This window comes from Pseudomonas tohonis (assembly GCF_012767755.2).
Taxonomy (GTDB): domain Bacteria; phylum Pseudomonadota; class Gammaproteobacteria; order Pseudomonadales; family Pseudomonadaceae; genus Metapseudomonas; species Metapseudomonas tohonis.
The window spans coordinates 2982019-2998456 of sequence record NZ_AP023189.1; the positions used below are offsets into that span (position 1 = coordinate 2982019).

Here is a 16438-nt window from a genome sequence, read left to right on the forward strand (position 1 = left end):
GCAAGCCACGTTCTCGATAGGTAGCCCGGGCTTCAGCCCGGGACCGTGGTCGCAGCAATCCCCGGACTGAAGACCGGGCTACGGGGCTGCGGGGCTGGCCTGAGGCGGGGACTTTCCGGGGCCTTCGCCCCGGGATGACGATCCGGGGGAAGGATCAGGCGGATTTTTCGCGGCGCTCCCCGTCGTTGCCGGCGGCCTTCTCGGCTTCGGCGCGGGTCACCTTGCGGCAATGCACCAGGGCGTCGCGGATCATGAAGTTGACCAGGGTCGGGGAGACGCCCAGCTCCTTGGCGATGTCCTTCTGCGGCACGCCGTGCAGGCGGTACATCTCGAAGGCGTAGCGGGTGCGCGCCGGCAGTTCGGCCAGGGCATCGGCGATGTGTTCGAGGGTCGCGTAGTTGATGTGCGAAGCCTCGGGCGAAGCCCCCAGGGTCACCACCACGTTGAGGCCCTCCTCCTCGGTGCCGGAATATTTCTGCTCCAGGGCCTGCTTGCGGTAGTGGTCGATGGCCAGGTTGCGCACGATCTGGAACAGGTAGCTGAGCTGCGCCTTGAACGACGAGGTGATCTGCGGGGCCGAATGCAGCCTGAAGAACGCATCCTGCACCACATCCTCGGCGCGGGAACGGCATCCGGTGATACGCGCGGCGATCTTCACGAGGATCGAGCGGTTATCGATGAATGCCTGGAGTAAGGGTGAATCGCACCTGCTTGTGGACAGTTGATCCGTCATGGAAATCACCTTGCGCTTGGGGAGGCAGAGGGCGCCGGGAAGGGGGCGGCCTGTTCAGCGGGGTAACAAATTATGTCCAATGATAATCATTGTCAAATGCGATGAATAATTAATATTCGACTTTCTGCAGCAGAGCACGGGCAGGCTTCAGCTCTGTTGCAGCGCCGCTCTGCGTCGGCCCTTCCGATCAACGGCGCAGCGCGGCCTCGGGCGGGGACGATCCGCTAATTATTTTCGAGCTCCATCCGTTCTCCTCTGTGAAAGCGCGGGCAGGTGGCCCCGCTGCATGGGTTTCGCAGACAGGAGAACGACATGGTGTTCGATCGTGATGACGTGGTGTTCCAGGTGGTCATCAACCACGAGGAGCAGTACTCGATCTGGCCGGACTACAAGGCCATTCCCGCCGGCTGGCGCGCCGCCGGCAAGAGCGGGCTGAAGCAGGAGTGCCTGGCGTACATCGAGGAGCACTGGACCGACATGCGCCCCCTGAGCCTGCGCAAGCAGATGGAACAGGCCGAAGGGGTGGCCTGAGGTGAGCGCGCCGATCAGCCTGCGCCTGTTCTGCCTGCCGTATTCCGGCGCCAGCGCCATGGCCTACAACCGCTGGCGGCGCATCCTGCCCGCCTGGCTGGTGGTGCAGCCGCTGGAACTGCCGGGGCGCGGCATGCGCATGGACGAGCCGCTGCACACCCGCCTCGACACGCTGGTGGCGCAGCTCGCCCGCGAGGTCGCGCCCCAGGTGCAGCAGCCCTACGCGCTGTTCGGCCACAGCCTGGGCGGGCTGCTCGCCTTCGAGCTGGCCCACGCCCTGCGCGAGAAGGGGCTGCCCGAGCCCCTGGCGCTGTTCCCCTCGGCCACCGCCGGCCCGGCCCGGCGCAATGTCGATGACTACCGCGACGCCAAGAGCGACGCCGAGCTGATCGCCAGGCTGCGCAGCCTCCAGGGCACCCCCGAGGAGGCGCTGGCCAACGAGGAGCTGCTGCGCCTGACGCTGCCCATCCTGCGCGCCGACTTCCTCGTCGCCGGCAGCTACGCCTACCGCCGGCGCGAGCCGTTGCAGGCGCCCATCCACGTGCTCGGCGGCAAGGCCGACGAGCTGCGCGTGGACCAGCTGCTGGACTGGCAGGACGAGACCGCCACCGGCTTCTCCCTCGACCTGTTCGAGGGGCACCACTTCTTCCTCCAGCAACAGGAGGCCGCCGTGCTGCGCACCCTCAAGCGCTACGCCGAGCAGCACCTGCTGCGCCTGCGCGCCCGCACGTCGCGCCAGGTTCCGCTGGCGGCCGGCTGAGCCGCCCGGCGCGGCCGTCGTGCCGGGCGCGCCCCTTCGCTTCAACGAACCCCGAATTCAAGCCGCATCAGGCAGGACGACAACATGATGGACGCCTTCGAACTCCCCAGCACCCTGGTCCAGGCCCTGCAGCGCCGCGCTGCCGAACAGCCGGAGCGCCTCGCCCTGCGCTTTCTCGAAGGCGAGGGCGACGGCGTGGTCATCAGCTACCGGGAGCTGGACCGGCGCGCCCGGGTGATCGCCGCCGCCCTGCAGGCGGAAGCGGAGTTCGGTGACCGCGCGGTGCTGCTGTTCGACAGCGGCCCCGATTACGTCGCGGCGTTCTTCGGCTGCCTCTACGCCGGCGTCATCGCCGTGCCGGCCTACCCGCCGGAGTCCGCGCGCCGCCATCACCAGCTGCGCCTGCTGTCGATCATCGACGACGCCGAGCCGGCCCTGGTGCTCACCAGCGCCGCCCTGCGCGAACCCCTGCAGCAGCTGAGCACCGACCTGGGCGCCGCCGGCCCGGCGCTGCTCTGCGTCGAGGACCTGCAGGACGAGCTGGCCGACGCCTGGTGCGAGCCGGTGCTGGCCGCCGACGACATCGCCTTCCTGCAATACACCTCCGGCTCCACCTCGCTGCCCAAGGGCGTGCAGGTGAGCCACGGCAACCTGGTGGCCAACGAGCTGCTGATCCGCCGTGGCTTCGGCATCGGCGCGGACGATGTGATCGTCAGCTGGCTGCCGCTCTACCACGACATGGGCCTGATCGGCGGCCTGCTGCAACCCATCTTCAGCGGCGTGCCCTGCGTGCTCATGTCGCCGCGCTACTTCCTCGAACGCCCGGTGCGCTGGCTGGAGGCCATCGCCCAGTACGGCGGCACCGTCAGCGGCGGCCCCGACTTCGCCTACCGCCTGTGCTGCGAGCGGGTCAGCGCCGCGGCCCTGGCGCGCCTGGACCTCAGCGGCTGGCGCGTGGCCTTCTCCGGCTCCGAGCCGATCCGCCAGGACAGCCTCGAACGCTTCGCCGGCCAGTTCGCCGCCTGCGGCTTCGACGCCGCCAGCTTCCTCGCCTGCTACGGCCTGGCCGAGGCGACCCTGTTCGTCACCGGCGGCGTGCGCGGCCAGGGCATTCCCGCCCTCGGTGTGGACGGCGCCGCACTGGCTCGGAACCGTATCGAGCCGGGCGCCGACAGCCTGCTGATGAGCTGCGGCTTCGGCCAGCCGGGGCACGCGGTGATGATCGTCGAGCCGGCCACCGGCGCCGCGCTCGGCGAGAACCAGGTGGGCGAGATCTGGGCCAGCGGCCCGAGCATCGCCCACGGCTACTGGCGCAACCCGGAAGCCACCGCCAAGGCCTTCGTCGACCGTGACGGCGTGAGCTGGCTGCGCACCGGCGACCTGGGCTTTTTGCGCGACGGCGAGCTGTTCGTCAGCGGCCGCCTCAAGGACATGCTCATCGTCCGGGGCCACAACCTCTACCCGCAGGACATCGAGCGCACCGTCGAGACCGAGGTGGCGCAGGTGCGCAAGGGCCGCGTCGCCGCCTTCGCCATGGAGCAGGATGGCGAGGAGGGCATCGGCATCGCCGTGGAGATCGGCCGCAGCGTGCAGAAGGCCCACGCACCGGAAACCCTGATCCGCATGATCCGCCAGGCCGTCGCCGACGCCTGCCAGGAGGCGCCGCGCGTGGTGGTGCTGCTCAATCCCGGCGCGCTGCCCAAGACCTCCAGCGGCAAGCTGCAACGCTCCGCCTGCCGCAGCGGCCTGGAAGACGGCAGCCTCGACGCCTACGCCTGCTTCCCCGATGCCGCCGTCAGCGCCACGCCGGTTGCCAGCAGCGAGGCGGCCGGTGACCTGCAACAGCGCATCGCCGCCCTCTGGGCCGAACAGCTGCAGGTGCCGGCGGTGCACGCCGACGACAGCTTCTTCCTGCTTGGCGGCAACTCCATCGGCGCCGCCCAGGTGATGGCGCGCCTGCGCGACGAACTGGGCCTGGAACTGGAACTGCGCCAACTCTTCGAAGCCCGCTCCCTGGCCGAATTCACCGCTGCGGTCCAGGCCCAGCAGGCCAGCGGTGCGCCGCGCCAGGGCACCATCCCGCGCCTGCCGCGCAACCAGGACCTGCCGCAATCCCCGGCGCAGAACCGCCTCTGGTTCCTCTGGCAGCTGGACCCGCAAAGCGCCGCCTACAACATCCCCGGCGGCCTGCGCCTGCGCGGCGAGCTGGACGAAGGCGCCGTGCTGCGCAGCTTCCAGCAATTGGTGCAGCGCCATGAAGCGCTGCGCACGCGCTTCCTCGAACGGGACGGCGTCGCCCTGCAACGCATCCTGCCGTCCCAGGAACTGAGCCTCTCGCGCCTCGACCTCAGCCACCTCGACGGCGCCGAGCGCGATGCCCGCGCCGCCCAGCTGCGCGAGGAAGAAGCCCAGGCACCCTTCGACCTGGAGCAGGGGCCGCTGCTGCGCCTGACCCTGGTGCGCCTGGACGACGAACAACACCAGCTGTGGCTGACCCTGCACCACATCGTCGCTGACGGCTGGTCGCTGAACCTGCTGCTGGACGAGTTCTCCCGCCTCTACGGCGCCGCCTGCGGTGGCCCCGCAGCGGACCTCGCGCCCTTGCCCCTGGGCTACGCCGACTTCGCCGCCTGGGAGCGCCAATGGCTGGCCGAAGGCGAGGCCGAGCGCCAGCTGGCCTGGTGGCGCGAGCAACTGGGCGACGAGGCCCCGGCCCTGCAACTGCCCACCGACCGCCCGCGCACCGCCCAGCGCAGCCACGCCGCCGCGCGCCACAGCCTGCGCCTGGACGACGAGCTGGCCAAGGCCCTGCGCGCGCTGGCCCAGGCCGAGCATTCGACCCTGTTCATGGTCCTGCTGGCGGCCTTCCAGGGCCTGCTGTTCCGCCTCAGCGGGCAGGCGGACATCCGCGTCGGCGTGCCCGGCGCCAACCGCCAGCGCCTGGAAACCCAGGGCCTGGTCGGCTTCTTCATCAACACCCTGGTGCTGCGTGGCCAACTCGACGGCCGCCGCACCTTCAGCGCATTGCTGGCCCAGGCCCGCAAGGCCACCCTTGGCGCCCAGGCCAACCAGGACCTGCCCTTCGACCGCCTGGTGGACGCCCTAGGCGGCGAGCCGTTCCAGGTCATGTTCAACCACCAGCAGCGCGACCTCTCCGCGCTGCGCCGCCTGCCGGGCCTGCTCGCCGATGAGCTGCCCTGGCACAGCCGCGAGGCCAAGTTCGACCTGCAACTGCACAGCGAGGAAGACGCCCGTGGCCGCCTGACCCTGGCCTTCGACTACGCCACCGAACTGTTCGACGCCGGCAGCGTGCGCCGCCTGGCCGAGCGCTTCGTCAGCCTGCTGCGCCAGGTGGTCGAGCAACCTGAGCGGGCCCTGGGCGATATCCAGTTGCTGGACGAGGCCGAGCGCAGCCAGCTGGCCGGCTGGGCGCGTGCGCCGCAGCCCGCCGCCAGCCGCTGGCTGCCCGAGCTGCTGGAACGGCAGGCCGCCGCCGACCCGCAGCGCGTCGTCCTCAGATGGGCCGAGGGGCAATGGGACAGCGCCACGCTGCACCGCCGCGCCAACCGCCTGGCCCATCGCCTGCAGGCCCTGGGCGTCGGCCCGGACGTGCCGGTGGCCATCGCCGCCGAGCGCTCGCCCGAACTGCTGGTCGGCCTGCTGGCCATCATCAAGGCCGGCGGCGCCTATGTGCCGCTGGACGTGGACTACCCCCGCGAACGCCTCGCCTACATGCTGCAGGACTGCGGCGCGCGCCTGCTGCTGACCCAGTCGCACCAGATCGAGCGCCTGCCGATTCATGAGGGCGTCCGCGTCATCGAGCTGGACCGGGAGGAGGGCGACTGGCCCGACAGCCCGCCGACCGCCGCCGTGCACGGCGACAACCTCGCCTACGTCATCTACACCTCCGGCTCCACCGGCCAGCCCAAGGGCGTCGGCAACACCCACGCCGCCCTGGCCGAACGCCTGGCCTGGATGCAGGCGCAGTACCGACTGGATGCCAGCGACGTGCTGCTGCAAAAGGCACCGGTGAGCTTCGACGTCTCCGTCTGGGAATGCTTCTGGCCGCTGGTCACCGAGGCACGCCTGGTGCTGGCCGCCCCCGGCGAGCACCGCGACCCGCGCCGCCTGGTGCAGCTGGTGCGCGAATACGGCGTGACCACGCTGCACTTCGTGCCGCCGCTGCTGCAGCTGTTCATCGAGGAGGCGGGCGTCAGCGAATGCACCTCCCTGCGCCGCCTGTTCTCCGGCGGCGAGGCGCTGCCCGCCGCCCTGCGCGACCGGGTGTTGGAACGCCTGCCGGCGGTGCGCCTGGACAACCGCTACGGCCCCACCGAAACCGCCATCAACGTCACCCACTGGCAATGCCGTCGCGAGGACGGCGAGCGCTCGCCCATCGGCCAGCCCCTGGGCAACGTGCTCTGCCATGTGCTGGATGCCGAGCTCTCGGCCCTGCCGGTCGGCGTGCCCGGCGAGCTGTGCATCGGCGGCGCGGGCCTCGCCCGGGGCTACCTGGGCCGCGCGGCGCTGACCGCCGAACGCTTCGTGCCCGACCCCTTCGGCGAGCCGGGCGCACGCCTGTACCGCACCGGCGACCGCGCGCGCTGGGGCGCCGACGGTGCGCTGGACTACCTGGGCCGCCTCGACAGCCAGGTCAAGCTGCGCGGCTTCCGCATCGAGCCCGAGGAGATCCGTGCGCGCCTGCTGGCCCAGCCCGGCGTCGGCCAGGCGGTGGTGGTATTGCGCGACGGCCCCGGCGGCCCGCGCCTGGTGGGCTACTACTGCGCCAACGGCGCTGCCGAAGAGGAGGCCCGGCAGACCGAGCGCCTGCTGCAGGCCCTGCGTGACGAGCTGCCGGAGTACATGGTGCCGGCGCAACTGATGCGCCTGGAGGCACTGCCCGTCGGCCCCAGCGGCAAGCTGGACCGCCGCGCGCTGCCCGAACCCGCCTGGCAGCAAGCCGAGCACCGCGAGCCGGCCACTGAGCTGGAGCAACGGGTCGCCGCCATCTGGCGCGAGGTGCTGGGCATCCAGCGCCTGGGCCTGGACGACGACTTCTTCGCCCTGGGCGGCCACTCGCTGCTGGCCACCCAGATCGTCTCCCGCACCCGTCAGGCCTGCGATGTCGAACTGCCGCTGCGCGCGCTGTTCGAGGCCAGCACCCTGGACGGCTTCTGCGCCGAGGTGGCGCGCATCCAGGCCAGCGGCCAGGTGGACAGCCAGGGCGTGATCGCCCGCGTCGACCGCAGCCGCCCGGTGCCGCTGTCCTATTCCCAGCAGCGCATGTGGTTCCTCTGGCAGCTGGAGCCGGACAGCCCCGCCTACAACGTCGGCGGCCTGGCGCGCCTCAGCGGCCCGCTGGACGTGGCCCGCTTCGAGGCCGCCTTGCAGGCCCTGGTGCAGCGCCACGAGACCCTGCGCACCACCTTCCCCAGCGAGAACGGCGTGCCGCGCCAGCAGGTGGCCGAGCAATCGAACCTGGTCATGGGCTGGGAGGATTTCTCCGCCCTCGATGCCGCAACGCGCGAAGCCCGCCTGCAGGCCCTGGCCGATGACGAGGCCCACCGGCCCTTCGACCTGGAGACCGGCCCGCTGCTGCGGGTGGTGATGGTCAAGGGCGGCGAACGCGAGCATTTCCTCGTAGTGACCCTGCACCACATCGTCACCGAAGGCTGGGCGATGGATATCTTCGCCCGCGAGCTGGGCGCGCTCTACGAGGCCTTCCTCGACGACCGCGAATCGCCCCTGGCGCCCTTGCCGGTGCAGTACCTCGACTACAGCGCCTGGCAGCGCCAATGGCTGGAAGGCGGCGAGCGCCAGCGCCAGCTGGACTACTGGACGGCCCAGCTGGGCCACGAGCACCCGCTGCTGGAGCTGCCGACGGACCGCCCACGCCCGCCGGCCCAGAGCCACCGGGGCGAGCTGTACCGCTTCGACCTGCCGGCCGCACTGGCCGAGCGCGTGCGCGCCTTCAACGCGGCCAACGGCCTGACCCTGTTCATGACCATGACCGCCACCCTGGCCGTGCTGCTGCACCGCTACAGCGGCCAGCAGGACCTGCGCATCGGCGCGCCGGTGGCCAACCGCATCCGCCCGGAAAGCGAAGGGCTGATCGGCGCCTTCCTCAACACCCAGGTGCTGCGTTGCCAGCTCGACGGGCAGATGAGCGTCGCCGCGCTGCTGGAGCAGGTGCGCCTCACCGTGATCGAGGGCCAGTCGCACCAGGACCTGCCCTTCGACCAGCTCGTCGAGGCGCTGCAGCCGCCGCGCAGCAGTGCCTACAACCCGCTGTTCCAGGTGATGTGCAACGTGCAGCGCTGGGAGTTCCAGCAGACCCGCGAGCTGGCGGGGATGAAGGTCGAGTACATCGCCAACGACGCCCGCGCCACCAAGTTCGACCTCAACCTGGAGGTCACCGACCTCGACCATCGCCTCGGCTGCTGCTTCACCTACAGCTCCGACCTGTTCGACGAACCGCGCATCGCGCGCATGGCCACCCACCTGTGCAACCTGCTGGAAGCGCTGCTGGGTGACCCCGCGCAGCGCCTGGCCGAGCTGCCGCTGCTGAGTGACGATGAGCGCTTGGCGCAGCTCGCAAGCCTGGGCGAGGAACCCGGCGAGCACCGCCTCGACGGCTGCGTCCATCGGCTGTTCGCCGCGCAGGCCGAGCGCACGCCCACGGCGCCGGCCCTGACCTTCGCCGCGGAAACCCTCGACTACGCCACCCTGGACGCCCGCGCCAACCGCCTGGCCCACCTGCTGCGCGAGCGTGGCGTCGGCCCCGAGGTGCGCGTCGGCCTGGCCCTGGAGCGTTCGGTGGCCATGGTGGTCGGCCTGCTGGCCATCCTCAAGGCCGGCGGCGCCTACGTGCCGCTGGACCCGGAATACCCCACCGAACGCCTGCACTACATGATCGAGGACAGCGGCATCGTCCTGCTGCTGGGCCAGGCCGCGCTGTTCGACACCCTCGGCGAGCTGCCGGCCGGCGTCGGCCGCTGGTGCCTGGAAGAGGACGAGGCCGCGCTGGCCGCTTACCCCGCCAGCGCGCCGGTGGACCTCGCACGGCCGCAGCACCAGGCGTACCTGATCTACACCTCCGGCTCCACCGGCAAGCCCAAGGGCGTGGCGGTCAGCCACGGCGAGATCGCCATGCACTGCCAGGCGGTGATCCGCCGCTTCGGCATGCGCGCCGACGACTGCGAGCTGCACTTCTACTCCATCAACTTCGACGCCGCCAGCGAGCGCCTGCTGACGCCGCTGCTGTGCGGCGCGCGCCTGGTGCTGCGCGCCCAGGGCCAATGGGGCGCCGAGGACATCTGCCAGCTCATCCGCGAGCAGGGCGTCACCATCCTCGGCTTCACCCCCAGCTACGGCAGCCAGCTGGCGCAATGGCTCGGCGCGCGGGGCGAGACCCTGCCGGTGCGCCTGGTGATCACCGGGGGCGAGGCGCTCACCGCCGAGCACTTGCAACGCATCCGCGCGGGCTTCGCGCCCCAGGCCTTCTTCAACGCCTACGGCCCCACCGAAACGGTGGTGATGCCCCTGGCCGCCCTGGCCCCGGCGCAGCTGGAGGAGGGCGCCGCCAGCGTGCCCATAGGCCGCATGGTCGGTGCGCGGGTGGCCTGCATCCTCGACGCCGACCTGGCCCTGGTGCCGCCCGGCGCCATCGGCGAGCTCTATGTCGGCGGCGCCGGCCTCGCCCGTGGCTACCACCAGCGCCCGGGCCTCACCGCTGAGCGCTTCGTGCCCAACCCCTTCGCCACCGACGGCGGGCGCCTGTACCGCACGGGCGATCTGGTGCGCCAGCGTGACGACGGCCAGCTGGAATACCTCGGCCGCATCGACCAGCAGGTGAAGGTGCGCGGCTTCCGCATCGAGCTGGGCGAGATCGAAGCACGCCTGCTGGAACACCCGGCCGTGCGCGAAACCGTGGTCCTGGCCCTGGACAGCCCCAGCGGCAAGCAGCTGGCCGGCTACGTGGCCTGTGCCGCAGCGGAAGAGGGCGCCGATGCGCAACAGGCGCTGCGCGAAACCCTCAAGGCGCACCTGCGTGCCCAGCTGCCGGAACACATGGTGCCGGCGCACCTGGTGCTGCTCGCCAGCCTGCCGCTGACCCCCAACGGCAAGCTCGACCGCCGCGCCTTGCCGGCGCCGGACCCGGAGCACAACCGCCAGCAGTACCTGGCACCGACCAGCGAGCTGGAGCAGAGCCTGGCGGCCATCTGGCGCGAGGTGCTCAACGTCGAGCAGGTCGGGCTCACCGATAACTTCTTCGAGCTGGGCGGCGACTCCATCCTCTCCATCCAGGTGGTCAGCCGTGCTCGCCAGCAGGGCATCCACTTCAGCCCGCGCGACCTGTTCCAGCACCAGACGGTGCAGACCCTGGCCGCCGTCGCCCGCCGCGAGGCGCTGACCCAGGTGGACCAGGGCCCGGTGACCGGCGCTATGCCGCTGACGCCGATCCAGCACTGGTTCTTCCAGCAGGCACCGGAAAACGTCAGCCACTGGAACCAGTCGCTGCTGCTGGAAGCCGGCGAGCGCCTGGACGCCGCCTACCTGGAGCAGGCCCTGCAGAGCCTGGTGCAGCACCACGACGCCCTGCGCCTGTCCTTCACCCGTGACGGCGACACCTGGCACGCCGAGCACCGTGCACCCGCCAGCGAAGGCGATGGCCTGCTGTGGCAAGCGCAGGTGGGCGATTTCGCCGAGGCCGACACCCTGCTGGCCGATGCCCAGCGCAGCCTCGACCTGGCCCATGGCCCGCTGCTGCGCGCCTTGCTGCTGGAAGGCCCGGATGGCCGCCAGAAACTGCTGCTGGCCATTCACCACCTGGTGGTGGACGGCGTCTCCTGGCGCGTGCTGCTGGAAGACCTGCAAACCGCCTATCGCCACCTGCAGGCCGGGCAACCCCTGGCGCTGCCGGCGCGCACCAGTGCCTTCAAGGCCTGGGGCGAACGCCTGGCGGCCTACGCCGGCAGCGAGCCGCTGCGCGAAGAGCTGGGCTGGTGGCAGGCGCAGCTCGGCGGCGACGACGCGCCGCTGCCCTGCGACCGCGATGCCGAGCAGGACCTGGAGCGCGACGCCCAGCGCCTCACCCTGCGCCTGGACGCCGAGCGCACCCGCCAGCTGTTGCAGCAGGCGCCGGCCGCCTACCGCACCCGCGTCGACGACCTGCTGATCACCGCCCTGGCCCGCGTGCTGTGCCGCTGGGCCGCGCGTGACTCGGTACTCGTGCAACTGGAAGGCCACGGCCGCGAGCCGCTGTTCGACGACATCGACCTCAGCCGCACCGTCGGCTGGTTCACCAGCGCCTACGCGCTGCGCCTGGCCCCGGCCCAGGGGCTCGGCGCGGCCATCAAGGCGATCAAGGAACAGCTGCGCCAGGTGCCCCACAGGGGCCTCGGCTTCGGCGTGCTGCGTTACCTGGCCGACCCGGCCACCCGCGCCGCCATGGCGGCGCTGCCGCCGGCGCGCATCACCTTCAACTACCTGGGCCAGTTCGACGGCAGCTTCGCCGAGGGTGCGCTGCTGCGCCCGCTGGAGGAGAGCGCCGGCCCGGCCCACGACGCCGACGCCACGCTGCCCAACTGGCTGAGCGTGGACGGCCAGGTGTTCGGCGGCGAGCTGCTGCTCAACTGGACCTACAGCCAGGCGCGCTACGACCGTGCCACGGTGCAGGGCCTGGGCGAAGCCTTCATCGCCGAGCTGCAGGCGCTCATCGCCCATTGCCTGGAGGAGGGCGCCGGTGGCCCGACGCCGTCGGACTTCCCCCTGGCGCACCTGAGCCAGGAGCAGATCGACCAGCTGCCGGTGCCGGCTGCCATCATCGACGACATCTACCCGCTCACGCCCATGCAGGAAGGCCTGCTGCTGCACACCCTGCTGGAGCCGGGCACCGGCATCTACTACATGCAGGACCGCTACCGCATCAACAGCGCGCTGGACGTGGAGCGCTTCACCCGCGCCTGGCACGCCGTGGTGGCGCGGCACGAGGCGCTGCGCGCCTCCTTCGTGTGGAACGCCGGCGAAACCATGCTGCAGGTGATCCACAAGCCCGGCGCCACCGAGGTGGACGTGCTGGACTGGAGCGACCTGCCCGAGGAGGGCCACGAGGAGCGCCTGCAAGCGCTGCACCGCACCGAGCGCGAGGCCGGCTTCGACCTGCTGCACCAGCCGCCCTTCCACCTGCGCCTGATCCGCCTGGGCGAGGCGCGCTACTGGTTCATGATGAGCAACCACCACATCCTCATCGACGCCTGGTGCCGTGGCCTGCTGATGAGCGACTTCTTCGAGGTCTACGCCGCCCTGGGCGAGGGCCGCGAGCCGCAGCTGCCCCTGGCGCCGCGCTACCGCGACTACATCGGCTGGCTGCAACGCCAGGACCTGGGCCAGGCCCGTACCTGGTGGCAGGGCAACCTGGCGGGCTTCGAGCGCACCACCCACCTGCCCAGCGACCGGCCGATCCTCCGCGAGCACGCCAACGACAGCGGCGGCATGCAGGTGGGCGACCGCATCACCCGCCTGGAAGCCGCCGATGGCGCCCGCCTGCGGGAACTGGCGCAGCGTCACCAGCTCACCGTCAACACCCTGGCCCAGGCGGCCTGGGCCCTGGTGCTGGCGCGCTACAGCGGCGAGCGCGACCTGGTCTTCGGCGTCACCGTGGCCGGGCGCCCGGTGGGCCTGCCGGAGATGCAGCGCACCGTCGGCCTGTTCATCAACAGCATCGCCCTGCGGGTGAAGCTGCCCGCACCGGGCCAGCGCCTGGGCGTGCGTGACTGGTTGCAGGGGCTGCTGGCCAGCAACCTGGAGCTGCGCGAGCACGAGTACCTGCCGCTGGTGGCCATCCAGGAATGCAGCGAGCTGCCCAAGGGCCAGCCGCTGTTCGACAGCCTCTTCGTGTTCGAGAACGCGCCGGTGGAAATCGCGGTGCTGGACCGGGCGCAGAGCCTTTCGGCCAGCTCGGATTCCGGCCGCACCCACACCAACTTCCCGCTCACCGTGGTCTGCTACCCGGGCGACGACCTGGGCCTGCACCTGTCCTACGACCGGCGCTACTTCGAGGAGGCGACCATCGACCGCTTGCTGGGCGAGTTCAAGCGCCTGCTGCTGGCCCTGGGCGAGCACATCGAGGCCGACATGAGCGCGCTGCCGCTGCTGGGGGATGCCGAGCGTGAGCTGCTGCTTCACGGCGTCAACGACAGTGCCCGCGACTACCCGCTGGAGCAGGGCTACGTGCGCCTGTTCGAGGCCCGCGTCGCCGCGCACCCACAGCGCATCGCCGCCCGCTGCCTCGACCGCCAGTGGAGCTACGCCGAGCTGAACCGCCACGCCAACCGCCTGGGCCACGCCCTGGGCACCGCCGGCGTCGGCCTCGACCAGCCGGTGGCGCTGCTGGGCGAACGCGGGCTCGACCTGCTGGGCATGATGGTCGGCACCTTCAAGGCTGGCGCCGGCTACCTGCCGCTGGACCCGGCGCTGCCCACCCCGCGCCTGACGCGCATCCTCGAACTCAGCCGCGCCCCGGCGCTGGTGGCCACCCGTGCCTGCCGCGACCAGGCCATGCTGCTGCTGGAGGAGCTCGGCTGCGGCCAGCGTCCGCGCCTGCTGGTGTGGGAGGACGTGCTGCAAGGCGCCTGGCCGGAGCAGGACCCGGGCATCCACAGCGGCCCGGGCAATCTGGCCTACGTGATCTACACCTCCGGCTCCACCGGCCTGCCCAAGGGCGTGATGGTCGAGCAGGCCGGCATGCTCAACAACCAGCTGAGCAAGGCGCCGTACCTGGCGCTGACCGAGGCGGACGTGATCGCCCAGACGGCCTCGCAGAGCTTCGACATCTCGGTCTGGCAGTTCCTCGCCGCGCCGCTGTTCGGCGCCTGCACCGAGATCGTCCCCAACGCCATCGCCCACGACCCGCAGGCGCTACTGGCCCACGTGCGCGAGCGCGGCATCACCGTGCTGGAGAGCGTGCCGTCGCTGATCCAGGGCATGCTCGCCGAGGCCCTTGCCGTGCTCGGCGCCCTGCGCTGGATGCTGCCCACCGGGGAGGCCATGCCGCCGGAGCTGGCGCGCCAGTGGCTGGAGCGCTACCCGCAGGTGGGGTTGGTCAACGCCTACGGCCCGGCGGAATGCTCGGACGACGTGGCCTTCTTCCGCGTCGACGCCGCCTCCACCGAGGGCACCTACCTGCCCATCGGCAGCCCCACCGACAACAACCGCCTGTACCTGCTGGACGACGCCTTCGAGCTGGCGCCCCTGGGCGCCGTGGGCGAGCTCTGCGTCGCCGGCACCGGCGTCGGCCGTGGCTACGTCGGCGACCCGCTGCGCACCGCCCAGGCCTTCGTGCCCAACCCCTTCGGCGCGCCGGGCGAACGCCTGTACCGCACCGGCGACCTGGCCCGCCGCCGCGCCGACGGCGTGCTGGAGTACGTCAGCCGCGTCGACCACCAGGTGAAGATCCGTGGCTACCGCATCGAGCTGGGCGAGATCGAATCCCGCCTGTTCGAGCGGCAGGACGTGCGCGACGCCGCCGTCAGCGTGCAGGAAGGCCCCACCGGCAAATACCTGGTGGGCTACCTGGTGCCGCGCGAGGCCGAGCGCTTCGCCCGCGCCGCCTCGCCGGCCAGCCGCCTGGCGGAAGAGGGCGCCTGGTTCGAGGCCATCAAGCAGCAACTGCGCGGTGACCTGCCGGACTACATGGTGCCGCTGCACTGGCTGGTGCTCGAGCGCCTGCCGCTGAACGCCAATGGCAAGCTCGACCGCAAGGCCCTGCCGCCCCTGGAATTCGGCCCGCTGCAGGCCCAGGACTACCTGGCCCCGCGCAGCGAACTGGAAGCCACCCTGGCCGGCATCTGGGCCGAGGTGCTCAAGGTCGAACGGGTCGGCGTGCGCGACAACTTCTTCGAACTCGGCGGCCACTCCCTGCTCGCCACCCAGATCGCCTCCCGCGTGCAGAAGACCCTGCAACGCAACGTGCCCCTGCGGGCCATGTTCGAGTGCAGCACGGTGGAGGAGCTGGCGAGCTACATCGAGTCGCTGGAAGGCAGCGTCGTCACCGAGGAGAAGGCCGCACGGCTGGAGGACCTGATGGCCAGGCTGGAGATGCTGTAACGGCAGCAGGGCACGCGGAGCGGGGAGGGCTCCGCGTGCCCCGGCTGCATGGGGTGGCGCAGCGGCATTTCACCCAATCCCTGAACGCACGCACATAAAGGCCTGAAAAACCTACTTAAGTAGAACCCGCCGCCGCCGATACCAGAGGACGGCCCAGCGTTCGTGTCCGGTCCATTGCCGACCGGGCCGACAACGCCTGTGGCCACCTCATGTATCTGCACCTTTTTGAGCGAGTTCCTCCATGCGAACCCTGAAATTCAGCCACAAGATCATGGTGGCAGCCTCCCTGGTGGTGATCGCTGCCTTCGCGTCCTTCGCGCTGTACAACGACTACCTGCAGCGGAACGCCATCCGCCAGAACCTTGCCAACTACCTCAACGATGTGGGCCAGGTCTCCACGGGCAACATCCAGCACTGGCTGGTGGGCCGCATGCAATTGCTGGAGAACCTGGCCGAGTCCATCGAGGACGACGCCAGCGAGGCGGCGTTGGCCAAGAGCCTGCAGCACCGCAGCATCGCCGCCGCCTTCCTCTATGCGTACTACGGCCAGGCGAGCGGCACCTACACCCAGTTCCCGAGCAGCGAACTGCCCGCCGGCTACGACCCGCGCCAGCGGCCCTGGTACAAGCAGGCGGCGCAGACCAGCGGTCCCGGCCTGACCGAGCCCTACCTGGCCGCCGACCCGCGCGACGGCCTGCTGATCACCATCACCCGGCCGGTGAATGCCTCGGGCGCCCTGCAGGGCGTCGTCGGCGGTGACCTCAAGCTGAAGACGGTCGACGAGATCCTCAACTCCTTCGACCTCGGCGGCATGGGCTACGCCTTCCTGGTGGACGACAAGGGCACGGTGCTGGTCCACCCCGACCAGCAGCTGGTCCTGAAGAAGCTGCCGGACCTGTTCGCCGGCACTGCGCCGCGCCTGGAGTCCGCCCTGCAGAGCGTGAGCGACCGCAACGGCGAGGCGCGGATCGTGACCTTCCTGCCGGTGGAAGGGCTGACCGGGGTGCGCTGGTACGTGGGCCTGTCCGTCGACGAATCCAAGGCCTTCGCCGCCCTGCAGGAGTTCCGTGTATCCGCGCTGATGTCCACCATCATCGGCGTGGTCGCCATCCTCCTGCTGCTGGGCGGGCTGATCCGCATCCTGCTGCGCCCGCTGCACGTGATGAGCCACGCCATGAGCGGCATCGCTGAGGGCGAGGGCGACCTGACCCAGCGCCTGTCGATCGACTCCCGTGACGAGTTCGGCGAGCTGGCCGATGCCTTCAACCGCTTCGTCGAGCGCATCCACAAGTCGATCCGCGAAGTCG

General features: G+C 70.9%; 4 protein-coding genes and 1 pseudogene. 4 read left to right on the forward strand and 1 reads right to left on the reverse strand.

Annotation, left to right across the window (positions count from 1 at the left end):
- Nucleotides 1-154: 154 nt before the first annotated feature.
- The gene (locus tag HSX14_RS13760) at nucleotides 155-733 is read right to left on the reverse strand and encodes an RNA polymerase factor sigma-70 (protein WP_111259982.1); all 579 of its coding nucleotides are present in this window, start codon (nucleotides 731-733) and stop codon (nucleotides 155-157) included.
- Nucleotides 734-1045: 312 nt separating this feature from the next.
- Here HSX14_RS13760 and HSX14_RS13765 point away from each other — a divergent pair, with 312 nt between their 5' ends.
- The 4 genes and pseudogenes from HSX14_RS13765 to HSX14_RS31615 all read left to right on the forward strand — a co-directional run.
- Complete coding sequence (locus HSX14_RS13765) at nucleotides 1046-1264, forward strand: MbtH family protein (RefSeq protein WP_044404743.1); 219 nt, start codon at nucleotides 1046-1048, stop codon at nucleotides 1262-1264.
- A gap of 1 nt (nucleotide 1265) precedes the next feature.
- Nucleotides 1266-2024 carry a thioesterase II family protein gene (locus tag HSX14_RS13770; protein WP_173174099.1) on the forward strand — a complete coding sequence of 253 codons (759 nt, stop codon included), beginning with the start codon at nucleotides 1266-1268 and terminating at the stop codon, nucleotides 2022-2024.
- Between the two features lie 84 nt (nucleotides 2025-2108).
- Nucleotides 2109-15131, forward strand: coding sequence for a non-ribosomal peptide synthase/polyketide synthase (locus HSX14_RS13775; protein ID WP_173174097.1), 13023 nt, complete (start codon nucleotides 2109-2111; stop codon nucleotides 15129-15131).
- Between the two features lie 271 nt (nucleotides 15132-15402).
- Nucleotides 15403-16407 (forward strand): annotated as a pseudogene (locus HSX14_RS31615) (HAMP domain-containing protein); the annotation flags it as partial.
- Nucleotides 16408-16438 lie beyond the last annotated feature (31 nt).